Raw genomic sequence first — 23,024 nt, forward strand, 5'->3', positions numbered from 1 at the left:
TGAATCAGAAAGCTTGTTGAGTATAGCGGGAAATTTCTAACGAGTTATTAAAGAAAACTTACTATCCTGTGAAACTATTAATTTTGTGTTGCGATATATCCTAAACAACATCAAAAAAATGCGCATGACTCATCTAATTTATTCACTGGCATTGTTTTTCTTCATTCGGTACAACAGAAGGGTTTAATTTTCAGGATATTTTCTGCTTATGCGCATTAATCTGGATGTTTTGCTTATTCTCGACGCACTCGACAAACAGGGTTCATTTGCCGCAGCGGCCGAGTCGCTGTTTAAAACCCCTGCCGCACTCAGCTATATGATTCAGAAGCTGGAAAGCGATTTGAATATCGAGCTGCTTGACCGTTCCGGGCACCGGGCAAAATTTACCGATACCGGACAGATGATGCTGGAAAAAGGGCGTTTGCTGCTGAATGCGGCAAAAGATCTCGAAAAGCAGGCGGTACAGCTGAGTTCAGGCTGGGAAAAAGAGCTGGCAATTGCGCTGGACGACTCCTTCCCTTTCGCCGCGCTGTTGCCCATTATCGATGAATTTCATGCGCTGAATAAGCAAACTCGCCTCAGTTTTACCCACCATACGCTGGCGGGCTCCTGGGAGGAGCTGACCCATAATGGAGCCGATATTATTCTGGGGGCAATTAATGAACCGCCAACGTCTGCAGCCTGGTCCTATAAAATGCTCGGCACGTTGGACAATGTGTTTGTCGTTGCGCCTGAGCATCCGCTGGCCGCAGCAGCAGACAGCCTGACCAACGAACAGTTATGCCTGCATCGGGCGATTGTTATCAGCGACAGCGCCCGCTTCTGCCATCCGTTACAAACCAATCTGATGGAGGAACAGGCGCAAATCCGCGTCGATGACTTCCACAGTAAGGTGATGCTACTACGAGCCGGTATGGGCTGCGGATTTCTCCCCCGCCATATTGCCAGCCCGTGGCTTACCACGGGCGAGCTGGTGGAAAAAACGGTTATCTCATTTCGCCAAAAAGACGTGGCTTATATGGCATGGCGCAATAACCGCGATGGGCTGGCACAGCGCTGGTGGCGGGAAACGCTGCTGGCAAGCCCGGAGATTGCGCGCTTATATCAATGACCTATCCATACTGAGGCGGAAATCGCCGGCAACGTCAGGATATCGTCGGCAAGCATGCCGTTGCCCTCTTTGTGCTGCCATTGACTCACGCTCAGTAATGGCGAGGCTGGCAGGACCACTTCACAAGCGTGGCCACGGTTAATCGCCACCAGGACGCGCTGTCGGTTTAGCACGCGAACAAACACCACCACGTTATCCTCGGCGTAAATCACCTGGCAACCACCGTGGCGCAGCGCCTGATTCTGGTGGCGTAATTTTGCCAACCGCTGATACAACGCCAGCAGAGTAGCGTCCTGTTTTTCAGGCTGCCACGAGAACGTTTTGCGACAAAACGGATCGTTGTTCCCATCCAGCCCCACTTCGTCACCGTAGTAAATACAGGGCACGCCAGGCCAGGTAAACAGCCATACCACCGCTAGCGGTAACCGTGCGACGTCTTTACCGAGCAGAGATTTAAAGCGGGCGGTATCGTGGCTGTCGAGCTGGTTAAACATCCGCAGCTGTTGCTGATGCGACAACCCCGCGCGGTAGTTATCCATCCATGCCATACAGGTCTGGGCATCAATGGATTGCGGGTCGTATGAGATATCGGTATTGGCGAGAAATCCCCAGAGGGGGAAAGTAAAGCCGCGATAGTTCATGGCGGCATCTTCTGCATCAGCCTGCAACCACTGGCGCGCATCGCCAAAATGCTCACCCACCACATACGCCTCTGGCTGGGTTTCTTTTGCCGCCTGCGTAATTCCGGCCACATGTTGTAGGTTGTTACGTGCACCTCCGGCCTCTCCCAGCATGTGCACCACATCAAGACGCCAGCCGTCCATACTCCACGGCGCTTTCAGCCAGTGGCGGACGATACTGTCTTCACCACGATAAATTTCATTCACCAGGCTTTCCGAGGAAAAGTCCAGCTTAGGTAAGCTGGAATATCCCAGCCAGTCGAGCGCAACGCCGTCGGCTGAGAAATGATACCAGTCGCGCCAGGGGGATTCTGGATTATGGCACGCCCCGTCTGTCCCCCGATTATGTCGGTCAAACCAGGCGTGCGAATCGCCGCTATGGTTAAAGACGCCGTCGAGAATCAGACGCATGCCCTGCCGTTGGGTGTTGTGCCGCAGACGCAGTAGCGCCCTGTCGCCGCCAAATTGCGGATCAACATGACGGTAATCTTCGGTATCGTATTTATGCACGCTCGGGGCGGTAAATACAGGATTCAGGTACAGCGCCGTGACCCCTAACGTTTTCAGGTACGGTAGCTTTTCGCTGATGCCGTCCAAATCGCCGCCATAAAACGTGGAGCCACCGGCCTGAGCCGTAAGCGGTTCGTCCCATTCGCGCCGCACGATGTCGTGTCCGGCGGCGTGGTGGTAATAGACGTTATCCTGGCCCGCTTCACGCGACTGGCTGCGGGCAAAACGGTCCGGGAAAATTTGATAGAAAATCTGATCGGCAACCCACTGCGGACCGTTATCCGGCACATCAACCGCAAACTGCTCCAGACGCGCAGGCGGAAAACGGCTGAATCCCTGTGGGGTGAACCACAGCTGACGATCGAGCCAAAGTAATTTAAAGCTATAGCGTCGACGAGGCTGCCCGCTGGAGAGATCGATCGCCGCTCGCCACGCGGTCACACCCGACTGCGGCTGGCTGCGCTGCTTGTGCATAGCCAGCGAAATCTCTTCGTTATCGTTTTCTGCGCGTAGCGTCACCCGCTGGGGTGGATTTTCCCCCGCCAGCCATAATGTAATCGTCAGTTGATCTTTATTTTGCTTAACAAATGGGGCAACCGGAAGGTGCCAGGCGTTCAACATCACGTATCCCCTTTGATGATAATGACGTCACCTTGCCATAGCGAAGTGCAGGATCACTCATCATCTTAACGTTTATTGGGGGAGGAGTTCGGGGGAGGAGAAACTTGCCGGGTAACGCAAAGCTACCCGGCAAAAATATTACTGTGCTTCAGCCAGTTGGCGCTCGCGACGGCGCTTGAATCCCCATCCTACCAGCAGCAGGACAATCCACGCAAAGCCGACGTACAGCGAAATGCGGGTATCCGGATGATAGCCGATGAGCGCGATGATAAAGACCAGGAAAATCAGGCCAACAACGGTCGTCGTTACCCCACCCGGAACTTTAAATTTCAGCGCTTTGACCTCATCCGGCGGCAGACGACGACGGAAAGCAATCTGCGACAGCAGGATCATAATCCACACCCATACCGTGGCGAAGGTCGCCAAAGAGGCGATCACCAGGAAGACGTTTTCCGGCATGATGTAGTTAAGATACACCGCAAACAGCAGCGCGATAGTCATCACCATTACCGTCACCCACGGCACGCCACGACGCGACGTCTTGGCGAACATTTTCGGGGCACTGCCCTGCTCCGCCATGCCGTGTAGCATACGCCCCACACCGAAGACGTCAGAGTTAATAGCCGACAGCGACGCAGTCAGAACCACAAAGTTGAGGATCCCGGCAGCAAAAGTAATGCCCATATGCTGGAACGTCATAACGAACGGGCTACCGTCGGTACCCACCTGGTTCCACGGGTAGATAGACATAATGACGAACAGCGTCCCCACATAAAATACCAGGATACGCATTGGTACGGAGTTGATGGCGCGCGGAATAGATTTTTCCGGGTCTTTGGCTTCGCCTGCGGTAATCCCGATAATCTCAATCCCGCCATAGGCAAACATCACCATTTGCAGCGACATCACCATTCCGAGCCAGCCGTTGCTGAAGAAGCCACCGTTGCTCCATAAGTTATGGATACCGGTTGGTTGCCCGCCGTTGCCAATCCCCCAAATGATGATACCGAAACCGGCGACAATCATGATGATAATGGTGGCGACTTTGAAGAACGAGAACCAGAACTCCAGCTCACCAAACACCTTCACGCTCATCAGGTTGATGGCGCAGATAATCAGCACCACGCTGAGTACCCAAATCCAGTGCGGTACCGCCGGGAACCAGACGCCCATGTATATGCCGAAGGCTGTCACGTCGGCAATGGCGACAATCAGGATTTCAAAACAGTAGGTCCAGCCGGTAATGTAGCCTGCCAGCGGTCCGAGGTTTTCCTGCGCGTAGCGCGAGAAGGAGCTGGCTGCCGGGTTATGAACAGACATTTCGCCCAGCGCACGCATAATAATGTACGCCGCGACACCGCCGATAATATAGGCCAGCAATACGCTTGGCCCCGCCATTTTGATAGCGTCGGCCGAGCCGTAAAACAGCCCGGTACCAATTGCTGAACCTAATGCCATAAAGCGGATGTGCCGGGTGCTCAGCCCACGCTTTAGCTTGTTATTACTTTCCATCGATTCCTAACCTGTTAACACAATAAAAAAACCACGGGGCCATGTTAATAGCCCCGTGGTTAAAACTTATTGTCAGTGATATTAGTGTGCGCTGGAGGTCACTTGTCGACCCGCGGCGCGATCCCAGATAACTGCCAGGACCACCATCACGACTGTTGGCATCAACCACGCCAGCCCCTGCTCCGCCAGCGGTAAACGCTGGGTCCAGGCCGGTAACACGTCGCCAATTGCAGAAGCTTTAATGCCATCAAGGATACCAAAAATCAGGCTGATAAACATCGCAGGAGCAATGACGCGGGAAGAATTATGCCACCATGAGCGGGTAAAGCTTAATACAACCAGTGCGATACATGGCGGATAGATAGCCGTCAGCACCGGAATAGAGATCTGAATCAGATGGCTCAGACCCAGGTTAGAAACCACCATCGAGAAGCCGCCGAGGATAAATACCAGCGTGCGATAAGACAGTGGAACGTACTGGGCAAAGAACTCTGCGCACGCACAGGTCAGGCCAACCGCGGTGACCAGACAGGCGATGAAAATCAGCGCCGCCAGCAGGAAGCTTCCTGCACCGCCAAAGGTGTGCTGAACATACGCATGCAGAATCGCCGCGCCGTTAGCAGACTGATCGACCAGAATCGCGCTGTCTGAACCCAGGCGGAACAGCGCGAGATACAGCAGCGTTAAGCCCACACCCGCCATTAAACCCGCCCAAACGGTATAACGGGTCAGCAGACGCGCTTCAGTAACACCACGCGAGCGAGCGGCGTTAACGATAACAATACCAAACACCATCGCGCCCAGCGTATCCATGGTCAGATACCCGTTCACGAAGCCATTAGAAAACGCCGCAGTTTGATAGGCTTCCATCGCATTACTGATCGGGCCTGCTGGCCAGACGATTGCAGCGACAGACAGGACCACCAGCGCCAGAATTTTCAGCGGTGCCAGGAAATTACCCACCGTATCCAGCAGTTTGCCCGGATAAAGCGAAACCAGAATGACAATCGCGAAATAGATAACGCTATAGATAAACAGCGGCAGCGCAGAGTCACCAGTCAGCGGTGCAATCCCGACTTCGAAAGAGACCGTCGCGGTACGCGGGGTAGCGAATAACGGCCCAACGGCCAGATAGCAAACGGTCGCCAGCAGCAGACCGGCAACTTTACCGATAGGCGTGCTCAGTCGGTCCACACCACCGCCGACTTTCGCCAGCGCGACAACGGTAAGTACCGGCAGGCCAACGGCCGTAATCAAAAAGCCAAAAGCCGCAGTCCAGACGTGTTCACCTGCCTGCAAACCAACCATTGGGGGGAAGATGATGTTACCTGCACCAACGAACAGTGCAAATGTCATAAATCCCAAAGCGATAATATCGCGCGATTTTAACTGATGGGTCATAAAGTCTTACTGCCTGTGGATGTGGTGTTGAAAATAGTAAATTTTTGCCTTTCCCTGGGGGACAATACAGCGGCATTTTTGCTCAATTCCAGCGGGAAACACTCCCGACCTGGCGCGGCGAAGAATAGTTTTTCGATTTACCGCGTAAATGCAGTCGGTATGACAGCACCTGGAGCGCAATTTAAACGCTTATAACGTTTTAAAGCAAGGTGGGATCCAAAAACCAGAACAATATAGCGATATGAAAAATAGGGTTAGCACAAAACACCATTTCATGGAAAAAGGTATGGGTAATCATTCGAACAAAAAACAATCAAACGTCGTAAAATTCAGGAGGCATCTATTGACCACATAAAAAAAACCAGCTTGCGCTGGCTTTTGGAAAGATTATCTTACGAATACGTCTTAGCCGTTAATTTTGGCAATGAAACGTTCCGGGATCATGAAACTAAATCGCGTCCCTTTGCCTGGTTCGCTTTCGATGTTCAAACGGCTGTCGTGGTGATGCAGCACATGTTTCACGATGGCCAGACCCAGACCGCTACCGCCCGTTTGTCGCGATCTCGCCTTATCCACACGATAAAAACGTTCGGTCAAACGTGGTATATGCTCGGAGGCAATGCCCGGACCGTTGTCTTCCACGCAAAACTCCGCCCCTGACGGCACATGCTGCCAGCGTACGGTAATGTGCGTTCCCGCTGGTGTGTGGTTCACCGCGTTGTACACGAGATTCGAGATAGCGCTACGCAACTGCTCCTCGTTGCCTCGCACATTCAGGCTGTTATCGACATCAAAGGTAAACGTATGTTTATGCTGGCTCAGGGTTTGCGCTTCGTGCTCGATCACGCGCAGCATCATGGGCACATCGACTTTCTCATTCAGTTGCAACGTCGGCGCAGCTTCAATTTTTGACAGCGTCAGCAGCTGTTTCACCAGGCCTTCCATACGGTACGTTTGTTCGCGCATGGTATGCAGCGCTTTTTCGCGCGTTGTCCCTTCCAGCGGGTGCTCCTGCATCATTTCCAGGTAGCCTTGCAGCACCGTCAGCGGTGTGCGCAACTCATGGCTGGCGTTGGCGAAAAAGTTACGCCGTGAACCTTCCAGTTGGTGCATCTGGGTAACGTCGCGCGCCACCATCAACAATTGCTTATCGGTATAGGGCATCACGCGAATTTCCAGATGCCGTCCGGTATTGAGCACCAGATTTATTGGCCGGCTAAAATCGCGCGTTTTCAGATATTGTGTGAATTCCGGGTAGCGCAGCAGGTTAAGAATATTTTGCCCGCTATCGTCCGGCCAACGCAGTCCCAGAACCTGCTGAGCCAGTCCGTTACACCAGAAGATACCGCCTTCTTCGGTGGTCAACACCACCGCGTCGGGTAGGGATTCCGCCCCGCTGCGAAAACGTTTAATCAGGTTACCCAGTTCTCGACGGCGCTTTTTGTTGCGAAGCTGCATTTGATGCAGCCCATATAATAACGGCTCCCAACTGCCTCGCCCCGGCGGCGGCGTCATGCTTCTGTCGACCCATAACCACCAGGACAAACGTAATAAATTCCAGAAATGCCAGATAAGCAGGCCCGTTACCGACGCCAGTAAAAACCAGGGCAGGTAACCGAAAAAAGCGCTAAGGATAAATGCCGGTATGCAGCACAGGATCAGCTCCAGTACCAACCTTTTCCATGACAATCGTTCTAGCAAACGTCTTACTCCATATACGGCCTAATCCATCAGGCCCTGATTCTTGTCAGTCAAAAGCGGGTCGAAAAACGATATCCCGTCCCGCGAACTGTCTGCACCATACGATCGTGTCCGCTGTGCTCCAGCGCTTTACGTAAGCGACGGATATGCACATCCACTGTCCGGTCTTCCACGTAGACATTGGTTCCCCAGACATGATTGAGGAGTTGTTCACGACTGTATACACGCTCGGGGTGAGTCATAAAGAAGTGCAACAGTTTGAATTCGGTCGGCCCCATATCCAGCGGTTCTTCGCCGGTCATCACGCGATGTGATGTGGGATCAAGACTCAGCCCCTGCATCTCAATAACCTCTTCCACCGCCATGGGGGAAATACGACGCAGCACAGCTTTAATACGCGCCACCAGCTCCTTGGGAGAAAACGGCTTGGTAATATAGTCATCCGCACCGGTTTCCAGACCCCGGACGCGATCTTCCTCTTCTCCCCTCGCCGTCAGCATCATCACGGGGATGTCCCGCGTCATGGCTTCGCGCTTGAGATGCTTAATAAACTGTAGACCCGAGCCGCCGGGAAGCATCCAGTCAAGCAGGACGAGATCCGGCCAGGGTTCATTGAGTTGGTTCACAGCACTGTCATAGTCTTCGGCTTCTACGGGTTGAAAACCGTTTTGCTCGAGCACGAAGCAGACCATTTCACGAATTGGAGCTTCATCTTCTACGACCAGAATACGTCTCGCCATGATTTGCCCTGTTTATAATTAAATCGTTTGCCATCAATACGGTGCCATTATGCGTCAGTTTTATGACAGATTTATGAAAAGATAGTCCAGGTTTAACGCAGCCAGACGAATTATGACAGCCCGGAGACAAGATATTACCGTCCTTGAAAGGTTATAATCCCCGCCACTGTTTTATCGTCATGGAACTCTTATGCGCATCCTTCACACGTCTGACTGGCATCTGGGCCAAAATTTCTACAGCAAGAGCCGCGCCGCTGAACATCAGGCCTTTCTCGACTGGCTGCTGGAAACGGCACAATCCCAGCAGGTGGATGCCATTATTGTGGCGGGCGATATTTTCGATACCGGCTCACCGCCAAGCTACGCCCGTGAGCTGTATAACCGTTTTGTCGTCAATTTGCAGCAAACTGGCTGTCATCTGGTCGTGCTGGCAGGCAACCACGATTCCGTCGCCACGCTCAATGAATCCCGCGATATTCTGGCGTTTCTCAACACCACGGTCGTTGCCAGCGCCGGCCATGCGCCGCAGGTGCTGCCGCAACGTGATGGCACGCCGGGAGCGATCCTGTGTCCGGTTCCTTTCTTACGACCACGTGACATCATTACCAGCCAGGCCGGGCTAACCGGACAAGAAAAACAGCAGCATCTGCTGGGGGCGATCACCGACTATTACCAGCAGCAGTATCAGGACGCCTGCACGCTGCGTGGCGATCGAAACCTGCCCATCATTGCGACCGGCCATTTGACCACCGTTGGCGCCAGTAAAAGTGACGCCGTACGTGACATTTATATCGGTACGCTGGACGCCTTTCCGGCGCAAAATTTCCCACCCGCGGACTATATCGCACTGGGGCATATTCACCGGGCGCAGGTTATCGGCGGGATGGACCATATTCGCTACTGCGGTTCGCCGATTGCCCTCAGTTTTGACGAGTGCGGCAAAAGCAAATGTGTACATCTGGTGAGCTTTGAAGCGGGGAAACTCAGCGCCGTTGAAAATCTCACCGTACCGGTCACCCAGCCGCTTGCGGTACTGAAAGGCGATTTAGCCGCCATTACCGCCCAGCTTGAGCAGTGGCGTAACGTGCCACAAGAGCCGCCGATATGGCTGGATATTGAAATCACCACCGACGACTATCTGCATGACATGCAACGTAAGATCCAGGCCTTAACCGAAGATTTACCGGTCGAGGTGTTACTGGTGCGCCGCAGTAGGGAACAGCGCGAACGAATTATGGCCAATGAACGACGCGAAACGTTAAGCGAGCTGAGTGTAACGGAGGTTTTTGACCGCCGCCTGGCGCTGGAAGAGCTCGAGGAGCCTCAGCGCAACCGGCTGAATCAGCTGTTTAGCGCAACCTTACACACGCTTGCCGGGGAGAGTGAAGCATGAAAATTCTCAGCCTGCGCCTGAAGAACCTCAACTCCCTGAAGGGAGAATGGAAAGTCGATTTCACGGCAGAACCTTTTGCCAGTAACGGGTTATTCGCCATCACCGGGCCAACGGGCGCGGGGAAAACCACCCTGCTGGACGCGATTTGCCTCGCCCTGTACCACGAAACGCCGCGCCTGAATACAGTGTCACAGTCGCAAAACGACCTGATGACCCGCGACACCGCGGAGTGTCTGGCCGAAGTTGAGTTTGAGGTGCGCGGCGAAGCCTACCGCGCATTCTGGAGCCAGAACCGGGCGCGCAATCAGCCCGAGGGCAACCTGCAGGTCCCGCGCGTAGAGCTGGCCCGCTGCGCTGACGGTAAAATCCTCGCCGATAAAGTCAAAGACAAGCTGGAGATGACAGCCGAGCTTACCGGGCTGGATTACGGGCGTTTTACCCGTTCGATGCTGCTGTCTCAAGGGCAGTTTGCCGCCTTTCTTAATGCCAAACCGAAAGAGCGCGCCGAGCTGCTGGAAGAGTTAACTGGTACTGAGATCTACGGCCAAATCTCCGCTATGGTGTTTGAAAAGCACAAGTCAGCGCGTACGGAGCTGGAAAAACTGCAGGCCCAGGCCAGCGGCGTGGCGCTGTTAGCACCAGAGCAGGTGCAGTCCCTGACGGAAAGTTTGCAGGTACTTACTGACGAAGAAAAACAATACCTTACCAGCCAACAAACCCAGCAACAGCACCTCAACTGGCTTATTCGGCAAAATGAGCTTCAGACGGACATAAACCGCCATCAGCAGGCATTACAGGCAGCACTTCAGGCGCAAGAAGACGCGCAGCCGCAGCTGGCAGCGCTGAGCCTGGCGCAGCCGGCCAGAGCATTGCGCCCTCACTGGGAGCGAATCCAGGAACAAACGGCTACTATCGAGCGTACGCGCCAGAAGATTCAGGAAGTGAATACTCGCTTACAAAGCAGCTTAGCGCTGCGCGGGCGTATCCGTCAGCAAGCGCACACGCAATCGACCGCTATACTCGCCGAACAACAGACGTTAACCGACTGGCTGAACGAACATGACCGCTTCCGCTTATGGAGTAGCGAACTGGCAGGATGGAAAGCGCTGCTGGCGCAACAGTCCGACGCCAGCGCCCAGCTACGCCAGTGGCAGCAGCTGCGGGAGAACGACACACGTAAGCTCGATGCCCTGCAACTTCCTGCGCTGACCCTTTCGCCGCAGGAAGTGACAGAAGCGCTGGCTCAACATGTGCAGCTTCGTCCATTACGCCAGCGCCTCAGTAATCTGCACGGGCAAATCGCCCCGAATCAAAAGCAGCTGGCACAGCTACGCGCTTCACTGATGCAGCGCCAGCAAGAGCTGACCCAGCGCAACGCGGTACTTGCCGAGAAACGTCAGCGCTATAAAGATAAAAATCAGCAACTTGCCGATGTGAGACTCATTTGCGAGCAGGAAGCCCGCATCAAAGATCTGGAAAGCCATCGGGCATTACTGGAATCCGGCAAACCTTGTCCGCTTTGTGGCTCTACTACACATCCGGCTATCGCGCGTTACCAGACGCTTGAGCTGAGCGTAAATCAGGCACGACGTGAGACGCTGGAAAAAGAGGTCAAAACGCTGGCCGATGAGGGTTCAACCCTGCGCGGGCAGCTTGAGGCGATAACGCAGCAACTTCAGCGCGATGAACACGAAGCACAGAGGCTTTCTCAGGAGGAGCAAGCACTTACTCAAGAGTGGCTGACCATCACCGCCAGTCTCAACGTATCGCTACAACCGCAGGATGACATTGCCCCGTGGCTGGCCGCTCAGGAAGAGTACGAACAACAGCTTCACCAGTTAAGCTTGCGTCATACCCTGCAGACGCAAATCGCCGCGCATACCGAACAGATTACTCAACTCCAACAGCATATTGACCAGCGCCAGGCGACGTTAACCTCAGAGCTGGACCGTCATGGTCTGGCCCTTCCGCCCGAGGACGAAGTCTCCCCATGGTTAAGCGAACGGGCGAACGAAGCGCAAATGTGGCAACAGCGCCAGAATGAACTGACCGAGATACAGGCCCGGATTGCCCAGCTTGCGCCGCTGCTGGAAACGCTGCCAGAATCAGAGGCTCTTTCTGAAATCATTGAGGATCTGTCGCTGGAAAACTGGCGGCAGGTGCACGACGATTGCCTCTCTTTACAGGGACAGTGGCAAACCTTGCAGCAGCAGGAAGCACAGGACGTTCAGCGCGCCGCAGACATTCAGGCGCAGTTTGATGCCGCATTGCAGGCCAGCATCTTTGACAATCGTGACGCCTTTATCGCCGCCTTGCTGGATGAAGAGACCTTCAACCGTCTTGAGCTGTTGAAACAATCGCTGGAAAACCAGCAACAACAGGCACAAACGCTGCTTAATCAGGCCCAGCAGGCGCTGGTGACTCATCAACAGCAGCAACCAACCGGGGTGGATCTCACGCTCACGGCACAACATCTTCGCGACACGCTGGCGCAGCTCACCCAACTGCTGCGGGATAACACCACTCGTCAGGGAGAAATTCGCCAGCAGCTCAGGCAGGATGCTGAAAACCGCCAGCAGCAGCAGGCGCTGATGCAGGAGATTGAAAAAGTCGCGCAGCAGGTCGAAGACTGGGGCTATCTGAATGCGCTGATCGGCTCGAAAGAGGGAGATAAGTTCCGCAAATTTGCCCAGGGGCTGACGCTGGATAACCTGGTCTGGCTTGCCAACAACCAGTTAACCCGTCTGCACGGTCGCTATTTGTTGCAGCGCAAGGCCAGCGAAGCGCTGGAGCTGGAAGTGGTCGATACCTGGCAAGCCGATGCGGTGCGTGACACGCGTACGCTCTCCGGCGGCGAGAGCTTCCTGGTGAGTCTGGCGCTGGCGCTGGCATTGTCCGATCTGGTCAGCCACAAAACGCGAATTGACTCCCTGTTCCTCGACGAAGGTTTCGGCACGCTGGACAGCGAAACGCTGGATACCGCTCTGGACGCACTGGATGCACTCAACGCTAGCGGTAAAACCATTGGCGTGATCAGCCACGTCGAAGCAATGAAAGAACGCATTCCGGTGCAAATCAAAGTGAAAAAAATCAACGGGCTGGGTTACAGCAAACTCGACAACTCTTTCAGAGTGGAATAACGCTGATTTTTCGACGTATTGATATTGCCGACAAGATCGGCAATATCATTTCCTGCAAAACATCCCTACGCTTAAAAAATAACCGCTAGCGGTAAATCATATCAAAGGTCGCCGTGGCGTTGATTTCGCCGGCCCGCAAGTTCTCATTTAAACGTATGACGTGTGCTTTAAACGGCAGGGCGACGCTCCCTTCTGCATCATTTTTTATCGTGGGCAGGATCTCGCCAAAATTCACTAACCGATCGTTATATAAAATTTGCACACCGACACCTTGCGCAGACGTCGGAGAATCAAGATCGTTCAATGTCAGAATAGTGCTATCGCCTGCTGTCGTTGTACCAGAAAACAATACATTGACATTGGTATCCGGATCGCACGTTAAATCAATTTTAAAATCAACCGCATCACCAGTATCACCCGGGTTATTCAGGCTGACAGTTTTAAAGTAACGCCCCAAATTAACAGAAATATTCTTACTATTAAGCACACAACTGGCGCTCTTAACCACCACATCTGCATCGGTGAAGTTAATATGAAGTTGGGCGGCAGATTCATATAATCGGGAGGCACTAAATCGCGATAATTGCAAGGGAGCATCTGTAATAGGTTGTCCGGTTGAGATTAATCGCACCTCAAACGCTGCTGAGATATTTGTGTATTCACACCCCTTACATGTTTTCGACCCCTCAGCCTTCGCTGGAGAATAAAAAATTCGGGCATCACTTGGTGAATAGCTCTTTCCATCTAGCATAGACAACCACCAAATTTTAATCCCAACACCAGGGTTATTCGTCTGATAAACATATTCTTCAACACCATTTACCAGCGTCAATGATGAGTCATCATATCCACGATAGATTGGGTGTACACCGTTACAAAATATATCGGATTGATTTGGAGCATTAAGATAACCGCTATCCCATAGGACAGTTCCTGCAGGGACATCGCGCTGAGCGTTAATAGTCGGAACGGTGACCGTATAGGTTGCTGCTGTCGTATTATTTTTATAATAACATGAAGCATAACTTACCACTGACCAGTTTAATACAAAAAATACAATCACATACCTGATGACGGCTATCATTATCACTTTCACCTTTATTTACACTCTGCCGCTAATATAGCAACGGTTTTGTTGGTAAGTTCATCGGCAGGAATAGCAATCTGCGCGGTACACTGCTGCGTCGCTTTCTCACCCCACTTCACCATAACGCGATCGCCTGCCGATACACCGGTTAAATAAACCTGTCCGTTATCACCCACGATACTGGCATAATTTTTTTCGTTTTCCCCTGCCAATGCCGCAAGCGCGCCGAAAGGAACGTTATTTCCATTATGTTGTAGCGTTAACAAAACACGTATACCGGTGCGTGCAGAAAATGTTGCCAGTGTGACCGCACCACGCGAAGGAATTACCTGTTTGACGGGTTCCATAATATCAACCTGCGGGTTACTTGCCGTATTCAATATAATATTATTCGTTCGATAGGGTGAGGCATATGGAATAACGGCGTAGCCATAGGAATCAGTATATACACCGGTACTGTTTTCTACTTTAATATCAGGTCCATCGTCGGCATCGACTAAGGTCACCGTTTCAGGTAGCGACTGTGCTAAGGTAATCCCGCCAGCATGGCCGATAATCCCACCTTGTAACTTATAATTCACTTGCCGGCTGTTGTTGTCATAATTGTACCCACCAGAAACAGAGCCAAATGAGCCTTGCCAGGTGGCATTCATACTTCCGTTCTCCCCCATTCCATTATTCCCCCAGGACTGCTGGAGATTATAATTGAGGTTATCATCCTGCAATGCAGTACCACTGATCCCAATCAGATGTTGCTGACTACGATGACGGTTATCTGTATAAGTATAATTCGCCCAGGCACTGGGTAACCATTTATCTAAGGGAATACTGACAGTAAATGAAACCTGCTCATCACGATGTGAGGTTGGCGTTTGCGTCAACGAATAGTTGAGCATAAATCGGATCCGTTCCCAGTTCTGGTTATAACCGACAGAAACCGTGCGCTCATATCCCGCCAGTCCCCAGTAATCTTGCTGATAACCGGAGATATAGAAAGAACCTAGCTCATTCAGGCTCTGGCTGATATTTACCTGAAAGCGGCTACGACGGTTATTGGTATTGCGATAAGCATAAAAACTGTCGTCATCAATATCGTTAGTTCGGTTATTTAACGTTTCCGTAAACGTATAAAAATTACGGGTAGAGTAACGATAACTCGCAAGAGTAAGATTGGTATTGGTCGTATCGATATTCTTCGCATACTGGGCACGATAAGACATCCCCTGCCAGACGTTATCAGCCACTTCGCTTCTGGCCGTTGTGGCATCAAACGAAAACGCGCCAAAATCATGAAGATCGATACCAAAACCTAATGCCGCGGAACGATAAAAATCACTGCCCAACACGCCGCTATACACGGTAAAACCATAAGGCAACCCATAGATAAGTTGCGCTTCGACCAGATTAGGATCCTCTGATGTATCATTATTTTGGTAATGCCCGGCGGCAACGCTATATTGCAATGCCCCCTGTCGCTGCATGATAGGTAAAGAAGACGACGTCTGAACGAAGCTACGCTCACTCCCATCAGCCTCCGTGATTGTTATATCAAAATCACTGCCGGAAGATACCTGCGGTACATCCGTAATTTCAAACGCCCCTGCGCTGACATAGGTTTGATAGAGAGTGTAGCCATTTTGCTTAATGGTCACCTTAGCATCGCTTTTCGCAATCCCCCGGATCACCGGCGCAAACCCTTGTTGGCTATAGGGCAGCATAGCGGTATCTGTTTGCAGACGAACACCACGAATCGGAAGGCTGTCAAAAATATCTCCCGCAGTAGAGCTATCGCCGAGCGTCAGTTGGCTACGCAGGCGCTTTATATCCCGCTGAATATACGTCGAAATGTTTTCCCAACCATCTCCGCTTTGGTAATTTCCATTGTTTCGTATGCGCCACGGCCCTACATTCAGTCCACTGTTTAAACTCAGGTAATTTTGTGTCGACGAGCCCTGAGAGCTGTAGTGTGTTTTAGAGCCGCTATAGTAATAACCCAACAGTGCAGCAGGTATCCCATCATCCCAATTATCAGGGTCGATATACCCCTGCACTTCCTGATTAACAGCAACTTGTGGAACACGAATATCCAGCCGTTGTTGCTGCGTGGAGAAAGTCCAGGAAGCCTCTTCAATGTAACGTCCGATATCATCAACCGTGGCGTCATCAGACATCGTTTTCATCAATGGCATTTTGCTGACATTGACGCCATAGGCGGCCAGTTCTGATTTTTTTAACACGGGAATGAGTGCGGTATGGGCTTCATTAAGCACATACGTCACATTCTTTTTTTCAACAAAATGATTATTAAAATAAACAGAACTGAGGTAGACGCCTGGTGCAAGTGCATTATCGTCTAAAAAAGTACGGATCGCCTCTGCGCTGTCTATTGGGGAATCAAAACGTAGCGCATCAATATTAAACTCATCATCAGCAACTTGTGATTCAGCGATACAAAACGGACTACACAACATCAATGCGGCGGCAATAGCTGATAATTTCAATGAGAGAATTTCATGATAATTATTGATAGGCCGCATATTGTGGATATCCTTATCCGCCGAATTTAAAGTGACTTTTCCTGTTCGGAAGTGGCATTACCGTAGTCGTCAATTGCGCTCCACCGAACAGACTTAGCGTTCCCACCCGGTAGGGAGTAGATCATTTTTGAATAGGGTGAAATCATCATAGACACAGCGGAAAGCGTATCTTTCGGCGGCTTTACCTCTTTGCCGTCAACGGTCATGTTATGCAAAGAAATATAATATGCCGTCGGGTTATCCACAGCCAAACGTCCACCTGAAACAGAAAATATCAGACTTTTGTATGCTTCTTGCGCGTCGCTTTTATTTAATCCTTTTGGTCGCCATATCAGCTTAATACGACTGCGGGTAGCCAATTGTAGCTTACTTTGTTGAACTAACACTTTAGGCGTCGCTTCGATAGACTTGATATTAGCCCAAAAAATTTGTTCACGATCTTTTTTCAGGATGTCATTTTTATCGACTGAGATAAAATGTAGGATATTCGTCTGTCCGCCAATAAGTTTAAATAACGGAGGAGTAATAATAAGAGGAGGCTTACTTTTATCATTCTTATCGAAGTTATCAACCCATGCCTGAACAAGCTGATTTCCATTACCCGTATTTTTTACCGTTGCCTGAACCTCATCCACATCTCCAGGATAAATAATACGCGTATTGCTAATTTGCACCCCTGCCGAAGCAGTGTTTTGAAAAAGAATGAATATTGCTGAAAACAGCAAACCAGAAATGTTGAGATTCATCATTCATCCCTTATGGCTAAATCTCGAAAAGAATTACAGGACATACCCTGATTATCCTATGGCATATCCTGTCTGAACTTACGTCACTCCCACTCTACATCCCTTATGGATAGTAAATGGTATAGGTTGTGGTTGCGGCAAACTCGCCGCCTTTGATACTCGCCGGATCAACGGTTGCCACAACTTTTGATGTGAAGTTAAACGTCAGGTCATTTTCTTCGCTTGCCCCGGTCGTTTGAGCAAAAGCAGAGTTCGCTTCGTCGTTAAAAACGACTTTATCATTGCTGGCATCAGCGCCATAAACCACAATGCCAACACCGGTATCAACGCCGCCAGTAAGCGCTTTCAACTGCGTATTTTCCGTTGCGGTATCACCTGCAAAGGTTAGGTTTACCACAGTATTTGCCGGGCACTTAGTCAATTTAATTGCAAACGGCTGAACCTGAGACGCTTCTTCGCCAATACCAGCAAAGGCGTTAGTCCCCAGCGGGGTAAAGGGTACCTGAACATCTTCGCTGTTTGTCTCAACCTGGCAAGGTGGGTTAATAATAGTACCGGTAAAAGTGACGGTGCCCTGGTCATCAGTTAAGTCTGCCGCATGCGCAACATTGATAGCCGCAACAAGCAACAAAGAGGCAGAAAGGAGTACTTTCTTTTTCATGTGAAATTTCCCTATAATAAATTTTATTATCTTTCGAATGCTGCCTCTGAAATTTCCGCCAAAGACTTTTGCATATAAAAATCCCAAACAGTCCTCAGAAGAGGTCCGAAAGATAGAATCTTATGCGTTCTAACCCAATGAATATTGTGGTCGGCATATATAATATAATATGATTTTTATTTCATCAACAGCACAAAGACAAAAAACAATATCATTACAAAACAGCAAGTTATAATAAGTTAATCGATAAAATAAAAACAATATTTAAATAATTTATAGCTATGCGCTTTATATATAAAAAATAAATCACTATCGATTCATATGCGTTGTGAATACAACAACCCATTCCCAACCAGAAATCACCCATCAATAAAACACTATTTTAGTGTATTTTATATATTGAAAAGACTACAATTCCGAGTCCGTATGTTATCGGCATCTAGCATGCAAATAATTGCTTTCAAGAATAATTGCAATCGTTCGTTCAGACTTCACAAATATGATAGCATTAGCCCTACTTAGCTGTTGTTGCTGTGTATGACAGGTGGTATGAAAAAAGTCATTTTCTCTTTAGCCCTGGGGACGTTTGGGCTGGGCATGGCCGAGTTTGGCATCATGGGTGTACTCACCGAATTGGCGCGGGACGTGGGAATTTCCATTCCTGCCGCTGGCCATATGATTTCGTTTTACGCCTTTGGTGTGGTGCTTGGCGCACCCATTATTGCACTCTTTTCCAGCCGCTTTTCGCTCAAGCATATTCTGCTGTTTCTGGTCACGCTGTGTGTGATTGGCAACGCCATTTTCACCCTCTCCTCCTCGTATTTTATGCTGGCGGTGGGTAGGCTGGTTTCAGGCTTCCCGCACGGCGCATTTTTTGGCGTTGGCGCAATTATCCTGTCGAAGCTCGCCCGCCCGGGAAAAGTCACCGCCGCTGTCGCGGGCATGATTTCGGGTATGACCGTTGCCAATCTGGTTGGCATTCCCGTCGGCACCTGGCTGAGTCAGGAATTTAGCTGGCGCTATACGTTTCTGCTGATTGCCGTCTTTAATATCGCCGTGATGGTCTCGGTCGCTTTTTGGGTGCCCAACATCAGCGATGAAGCAAAAGGAAACCTGCGCGAACAATTTCACTTTTTGAAAAGCCCCGCCCCGTGGCTCATTTTCTCCGCCACCATGTTTGGTAACGCCGGGGTTTTCGCCTGGTTCAGCTATGTCAAACCATACATGATGTTCATCTCCGGTTTTTCCGAAGCGCTGATGACCTTCATCATGATGCTGGTAGGATTAGGAATGGTGTTGGGAAATCTGCTGAGCGGTCGGCTGTCTGGTCGCTATACGCCGCTGCGCATTGCGGTGATAACCGACTTCGTGATTGTGCTGGCTCTGCTGTTGCTCTTTGCCTTTGGCGGGATCAAAGCCGCGTCGCTGACCTTCGCCTTTATTTGCTGCGCGGGCCTGTTTGCCCTGTCGGCACCGCTGCAAATTTTATTGCTGCAAAATGCTAAAGGAGGGGAGCTGCTGGGTGCGGCTGGCGGGCAAATTGCCTTTAACCTCGGCAGCGCGATTGGCGCCTACAGCGGTGGCATGATGCTGACGCTGGGCTTTGCCTACAACTACGTGACGCTGCCGGCGGCACTGCTGTCGTTTTCTGCGATGTCGTCACTGTTACTGTACGGTCGCCTGAAGCGCGCAGTACCCCAGATGACACACGCTGCCGGATAGCATCTGCGCTACCCGGCTACGCGAACCTTACTCCTGCGGCCACAGCCAGGCCGCACCGCGTACACCGCTGGAATCCCCGTGTAGCGCCTTGCGTAGAGGCGTTTCGCATTCGCCGCCAAAGACAAACTGCTTAATCAACGCCGGAACGTTTTGATACAGTCGGTCGACATTGCTCATTCCGCCCCCCAGCACAATGACGTCCGGATCGAGAATATTCACCACATGTGCCAGTGATTTCGCCAGACGACGCTCATAGCGGCTCAACGCTTGCTCCGCAAGAACGTCCTGCGCAGTAACAAGGCTGATAATTTCATTGCCTTTGAGCTGCTTACCGCTCAGTCGCTGGTAGTCGGTGGCAAAGCCGGTCCCGGAAATGAAGGTTTCAATGCAGCCTTGTTTACCGCAATAACAGGGGACTTCCTGTCGGAAACGCAGCTCATCTTCGTCCATCCATGGCAGCGGATTATGCCCCCACTCGCCCGCGGTACCGTTACCGCCCGTGTGCGCCCGACCATTCAGTGCCACGCCTGCGCCACATCCGGTGCCGATAATCACCGCAAACACGGTTTGCGCCCCGGCCGCCGCACCATCCACCGCTTCTGAAACCGCCAGACAGTTGGCATCATTTGCCAACCGCACTTCACGATTCAGACGCGAACTCAGGTCTTTGTCAAAAGGTTGTCCGTTAAGCCAGGTCGAGTTGGCATTCTTTACCACCCCGGTGTAGGGCGAGATTGAACCTGGAATGCCCATTCCCACGGTTCCCGTCTGCCCGGTGGCGTTTTCCGCCATCTCCACCAGCGTGGCGATGGTTTCTATCGTTTGCCGATAATCATCACGCGGCGTGGGCAGGCGATGGCGAAAAAGCTGCTCGCCCGCATCGCCAAGCGCAATAACTTCCGTTTTCGTACCGCCCAAATCGATACCTATACGCACTGTTTGCTCCTCTTCCCGATTAACAATGCAAGCATAGCGACAATTCGCTATCATGCCCGCTGGATTTAACGACAAGGCCGTGGAAATTATCATGCTGTGGTTCAAAAATTTAATGGTTTACCGTCTTAGCCGCGATGTTTCTTTGCGAGCCGAAGAGATGGAAAAACAGCTGGCATCAATGACGTTCACCCCTTGCGGTAGCCAGGATATGGCAAAAATGGGCTGGGTTCCGCCGATGGGATCGCACAGCGATGCATTAACGCATACCGCCAATGGCCAAATTATTATCTGCGCCCGCAAAGAAGAAAAAATTCTGCCGTCGCCGGTTATCAAACAGGCGCTGGAAGCCAAAATATTCAAACTGGAAGCTGAGCAAGGTCGCAAACTTAAGAAGACCGAAAAAGACTCGCTGAAAGATGAAGTTCTGCACTCATTGCTGCCGCGCGCCTTTAGCCGCTTCAGCCAGACAATGATGTGGATCGATACCGTCAACGATCTGATCATGGTTGATTGTGCGAGCGCGAAAAAAGCCGAAGATACGCTGGCGCTGCTGCGTAAGAGTCTCGGTTCACTGCCGGTCGTTCCGCTGACGATGGAAAACCCTATTGAGCTGACGCTGACTGAATGGGTTCGCTCCGGCACCACGGCGCAGGGCTTCCAACTGCTGGATGAAGCTGAACTGAAAGCGATCCTTGAAGACGGCGGTGTGATCCGCGCGAAAAAGCAGGATCTGGTCTGCGACGAAATCGCCGTGCATATCGAAGCGGGCAAACTGGTCACTAAGCTGGCCCTCGACTGGCAGCAGCGCATTCAGTTCGTTATGTGTGACGACGGCTCCATTAAGCGCCTGAAGTTCAGCGACGAGCTGCGCGATCAGAATGAAGATATCGACCGCGAAGATTATGCTCAGCGTTTTGATGCCGATTTCATCCTGATGACAGGCGAACTGGCGGCGCTGATTAAAAGTCTGGTGGAAGGATTAGGCGGCGAAGCGCAACGTTAAGCCGTGTTTAGCGAATGGCGACTCAATATCGCCATTCGTCATTTTTACGCTTACAGGTAACGGCAAAGATAGGATGTTGGCTCTGCTACCTGCAGATGAAACTCGCTGTTGCCCGGTACGTTAAACACGTCTCCTGCGGCATACACTTTCCACTCGGTTTCCCCTGGCAGCAGCACGTTCAGTGCGCCACTAACTACCGTCATCTCTTCAGGTGCCGCAGTACCAAAGGTATATTCACCTTCAGCCATCACGCCTACACTGGCGCGGCCAGTACTGCTGCTGGTAAAACCGATCGATTTTACTTTGCCGGAAAAGTATTCATTACTTTGAAGCATACAACTGGCCCTATCTCGTGATTAAGTTAGGAACCAATATAGGGGGCTGACGTTCCACCTGTCACGCAAAATTACGCCAGCAATTCCGAAGCCAGTCGGGCAATCAACACATTGGACAGCAGAACCGGGACATCCAGCGACTTTTGCAGTAAATCACGATGACGTTGATGAAACCCCAGGCAGTCCAGCATAAGAACATCAGCACCTTGCTCAAGGAGATATTTCCCGGCATCAATCAGCTGTTGTTCAGAACCTTCTACTGGATTCGCCACGGCGTACACTGGCGGAGTTTGTAACACCTGCCACTTTTGTGTCTGGGCTTTGAGCAATTCAGCAACAGGTACAATGACCCCAACCTGATGCCCTTCGACAATTGAAGCCACTAACGGGGGAATAATGCGTATGGGTTCCAACAAGATACTATTGCGGGCGGTCAGACGGGTAATTGAGGCGGTACTCATCAGCAGGATCACATCAAATCCCTGATTATCGAGAACCTCCACAATGCTTTGCAGCGAGCGTTCCACTTTCTGACGTGAGACATGAGCAAGTTGGTGGTCGCTAAGCAGCGTTAATAACAGCTCGTCACCGGGTGAAGCCCCGTACTCGGCCATCACATCTTCTCTCTGCATCTGCCCCAGCAGACTGTGGTGAGTAATGTGCTGTTCATCAATATATTCCGTCAGGAGCGGTAACATCTCACACATCGGCACAACGCCAATCGTGAGGATAGCCAACGACGTACTCATTTGTTGCTCCACCGTCTTCTTACTTTGCTGTGAAATCCCGGATAAGTGCCGGGCGCTGACCTGTGCTACAAATGCTCAAAAGCGTAGCAGTAGATCGGCGGTGTATTGTGTAAAGATTCCAGATCATTCCAGTACTGGATTGTTATTGTTTAATTTTCAATTTTTACTGTATACGGCGAAATTTAAAATAATGTGATGCACGCCCGGACTGGCACTTTTAAGACTCGTGCCAGAGCGGTCTTCATATCAGGTTTTATCGGGGTCTTCGTAGCGTTTTTTAGCATCCATCGCTTCCTGAGCTGAAGGATGCTCACTGATCAACGAATTCGGTTTAGGGTGGTCGGCACGAAGTTGATACCAGGTTACCGTCTGGCCTGGCGTCCCTTTTTCAACCGTAACAATGGTCGCTTGACGTGGGTAAGGTGGTTGTGTCGGCATA

The 23,024-nt window shown here is 51.3% G+C and carries 18 protein-coding genes; 5 read left to right on the forward strand and 13 right to left on the reverse strand.

Features of this window, described 5'->3' with window-relative positions; genetic code table 11:
* Positions 1-208 precede the first annotated feature (208 nt).
* Positions 209-1,111 (forward strand): LysR family transcriptional regulator, encoded by a 903-nt coding sequence (locus tag OGX96_RS13955; RefSeq protein WP_275382832.1) that lies wholly within the window; start codon positions 209-211, stop codon positions 1,109-1,111.
* Here the strand turns inward: OGX96_RS13955 and malZ are convergent.
* From malZ to phoB, 5 genes are all read right to left on the reverse strand, one after another.
* A complete protein-coding gene (gene malZ, locus OGX96_RS13960) occupies positions 1,105-2,922 on the reverse strand; it encodes a maltodextrin glucosidase (protein ID WP_057067581.1) in 1,818 nt (605 codons plus the stop codon). The two genes, OGX96_RS13955 and malZ, sit on opposite strands and share 7 nt — an antisense overlap.
* Positions 2,923-3,060: 138 nt before the next feature.
* Positions 3,061-4,434: a proline-specific permease ProY gene (gene proY, locus OGX96_RS13965; RefSeq protein ID WP_008783922.1), complete on the reverse strand. Its 1,374-nt coding sequence runs from the start codon at positions 4,432-4,434 to the stop codon at positions 3,061-3,063.
* 81 nt (positions 4,435-4,515) lie between these two features.
* Positions 4,516-5,835 (reverse strand): branched-chain amino acid transporter carrier protein BrnQ, encoded by a 1,320-nt coding sequence (gene brnQ, locus OGX96_RS13970; RefSeq protein ID WP_003021501.1) that lies wholly within the window; start codon positions 5,833-5,835, stop codon positions 4,516-4,518.
* Positions 5,836-6,240: 405 nt separating this feature from the next.
* Positions 6,241-7,536: a phosphate regulon sensor histidine kinase PhoR gene (gene phoR, locus OGX96_RS13975; protein ID WP_057067582.1), complete on the reverse strand. Its 1,296-nt coding sequence runs from the start codon at positions 7,534-7,536 to the stop codon at positions 6,241-6,243.
* Positions 7,537-7,586: 50 nt separating this feature from the next.
* Positions 7,587-8,276, reverse strand: a complete 690-nt coding sequence (gene phoB / locus OGX96_RS13980; RefSeq protein WP_003830970.1) for a phosphate response regulator transcription factor PhoB — start codon at positions 8,274-8,276, stop codon at positions 7,587-7,589.
* Positions 8,277-8,466: 190 nt separating this feature from the next.
* Here phoB and sbcD point away from each other — a divergent pair, with 190 nt between their 5' ends.
* Positions 8,467-9,669: an exonuclease subunit SbcD gene (gene sbcD / locus OGX96_RS13985; protein WP_286583345.1), complete on the forward strand. Its 1,203-nt coding sequence runs from the start codon at positions 8,467-8,469 to the stop codon at positions 9,667-9,669.
* Positions 9,666-12,809 (forward strand): exonuclease subunit SbcC, encoded by a 3,144-nt coding sequence (gene sbcC, locus OGX96_RS13990; protein ID WP_286583349.1) that lies wholly within the window; start codon positions 9,666-9,668, stop codon positions 12,807-12,809. The genes sbcD and sbcC overlap by 4 nt, the downstream gene beginning before the upstream one ends.
* Positions 12,810-12,894: 85 nt before the next feature.
* Here sbcC and OGX96_RS13995 read toward each other — a convergent pair whose 3' ends face one another.
* From OGX96_RS13995 to OGX96_RS14010, 4 genes are all read right to left on the reverse strand, one after another.
* Entirely contained in the window at positions 12,895-13,893 is a 999-nt protein-coding gene (locus OGX96_RS13995; protein WP_286583351.1) for a fimbrial protein, read from the reverse strand.
* 14 nt (positions 13,894-13,907) lie between these two features.
* Positions 13,908-16,433 (reverse strand): fimbria/pilus outer membrane usher protein, encoded by a 2,526-nt coding sequence (locus OGX96_RS14000; protein ID WP_286583353.1) that lies wholly within the window; start codon positions 16,431-16,433, stop codon positions 13,908-13,910.
* 26 nt (positions 16,434-16,459) lie between these two features.
* A complete protein-coding gene (locus tag OGX96_RS14005) occupies positions 16,460-17,182 on the reverse strand; it encodes a fimbrial biogenesis chaperone (RefSeq protein ID WP_286583356.1) in 723 nt (240 codons plus the stop codon).
* 100 nt (positions 17,183-17,282) lie between these two features.
* Entirely contained in the window at positions 17,283-17,840 is a 558-nt protein-coding gene (locus OGX96_RS14010) for a fimbrial protein (protein WP_204191543.1), read from the reverse strand.
* A 549-nt stretch (positions 17,841-18,389) separates the two neighbouring features.
* On the opposite strand from OGX96_RS14010, the gene araJ reads away from it, so the two are divergent.
* The gene (araJ, locus tag OGX96_RS14015; protein ID WP_032942515.1) at positions 18,390-19,562 is read left to right on the forward strand and encodes an MFS transporter AraJ; all 1,173 of its coding nucleotides are present in this window, start codon (positions 18,390-18,392) and stop codon (positions 19,560-19,562) included.
* A 27-nt stretch (positions 19,563-19,589) separates the two neighbouring features.
* Here araJ and mak read toward each other — a convergent pair whose 3' ends face one another.
* On the reverse strand, positions 19,590-20,498 hold the full coding sequence (mak, locus tag OGX96_RS14020) for a fructokinase (protein ID WP_286583362.1): 909 nt from the start codon (positions 20,496-20,498) through the stop codon (positions 19,590-19,592).
* Positions 20,499-20,589: 91 nt separating this feature from the next.
* Here mak and rdgC point away from each other — a divergent pair, with 91 nt between their 5' ends.
* Positions 20,590-21,501: a recombination-associated protein RdgC gene (rdgC, locus tag OGX96_RS14025; protein WP_003021479.1), complete on the forward strand. Its 912-nt coding sequence runs from the start codon at positions 20,590-20,592 to the stop codon at positions 21,499-21,501.
* Between the two features lie 50 nt (positions 21,502-21,551).
* Here the strand turns inward: rdgC and ppnP are convergent, their stop codons facing one another.
* From ppnP to yaiA, 3 genes are all read right to left on the reverse strand, one after another.
* Complete coding sequence (ppnP, locus tag OGX96_RS14030; RefSeq protein ID WP_003021477.1) at positions 21,552-21,836, reverse strand: pyrimidine/purine nucleoside phosphorylase; 285 nt, start codon at positions 21,834-21,836, stop codon at positions 21,552-21,554.
* Between the two features lie 71 nt (positions 21,837-21,907).
* Complete coding sequence (locus tag OGX96_RS14035; protein ID WP_003830963.1) at positions 21,908-22,585, reverse strand: AroM family protein; 678 nt, start codon at positions 22,583-22,585, stop codon at positions 21,908-21,910.
* Between the two features lie 246 nt (positions 22,586-22,831).
* Positions 22,832-23,023, reverse strand: a complete 192-nt coding sequence (yaiA, locus tag OGX96_RS14040) for a protein YaiA (RefSeq protein WP_003021472.1) — start codon at positions 23,021-23,023, stop codon at positions 22,832-22,834.
* Position 23,024 lies beyond the last annotated feature (1 nt).

Origin of the sequence: Citrobacter sp. Cpo100 (assembly GCF_030332595.1) — a bacterium.
In the GTDB taxonomy this organism is placed as follows: Bacteria; Pseudomonadota; Gammaproteobacteria; order Enterobacterales; family Enterobacteriaceae; genus Citrobacter; species Citrobacter portucalensis.

Bases quoted from the DNA above. Each gene is read 5' to 3' on its own strand.
- OGX96_RS13995 (WP_286583351.1), bottom strand. From the start codon at position 13,893: ATGATAGCCGTCATCAGGTATGTGATTGTATTTTTTGTATTAAACTGG.
- OGX96_RS14005 (WP_286583356.1), bottom strand. From the start codon at position 17,182: ATGATGAATCTCAACATTTCTGGTTTGCTGTTTTCAGCAATATTCATT.
- araJ (WP_032942515.1), top strand. From the start codon at position 18,390: ATGAAAAAAGTCATTTTCTCTTTAGCCCTGGGGACGTTTGGGCTGGGC.
- OGX96_RS14010 (WP_204191543.1), bottom strand. From the start codon at position 17,840: ATGAAAAAGAAAGTACTCCTTTCTGCCTCTTTGTTGCTTGTTGCGGCT.
- proY (WP_008783922.1), bottom strand. From the start codon at position 4,434: ATGGAAAGTAATAACAAGCTAAAGCGTGGGCTGAGCACCCGGCACATC.
- OGX96_RS13955 (WP_275382832.1), top strand. From the start codon at position 209: ATGCGCATTAATCTGGATGTTTTGCTTATTCTCGACGCACTCGACAAA.
- sbcC (WP_286583349.1), top strand. From the start codon at position 9,666: ATGAAAATTCTCAGCCTGCGCCTGAAGAACCTCAACTCCCTGAAGGGA.
- OGX96_RS14000 (WP_286583353.1), bottom strand. From the start codon at position 16,433: ATGCGGCCTATCAATAATTATCATGAAATTCTCTCATTGAAATTATCA.
- ppnP (WP_003021477.1), bottom strand. From the start codon at position 21,836: ATGCTTCAAAGTAATGAATACTTTTCCGGCAAAGTAAAATCGATCGGT.
- yaiA (WP_003021472.1), bottom strand. From the start codon at position 23,023: ATGCCGACACAACCACCTTACCCACGTCAAGCGACCATTGTTACGGTT.
- malZ (WP_057067581.1), bottom strand. From the start codon at position 2,922: ATGTTGAACGCCTGGCACCTTCCGGTTGCCCCATTTGTTAAGCAAAAT.
- brnQ (WP_003021501.1), bottom strand. From the start codon at position 5,835: ATGACCCATCAGTTAAAATCGCGCGATATTATCGCTTTGGGATTTATG.
- rdgC (WP_003021479.1), top strand. From the start codon at position 20,590: ATGCTGTGGTTCAAAAATTTAATGGTTTACCGTCTTAGCCGCGATGTT.
- OGX96_RS14035 (WP_003830963.1), bottom strand. From the start codon at position 22,585: ATGAGTACGTCGTTGGCTATCCTCACGATTGGCGTTGTGCCGATGTGT.
- sbcD (WP_286583345.1), top strand. From the start codon at position 8,467: ATGCGCATCCTTCACACGTCTGACTGGCATCTGGGCCAAAATTTCTAC.
- phoB (WP_003830970.1), bottom strand. From the start codon at position 8,276: ATGGCGAGACGTATTCTGGTCGTAGAAGATGAAGCTCCAATTCGTGAA.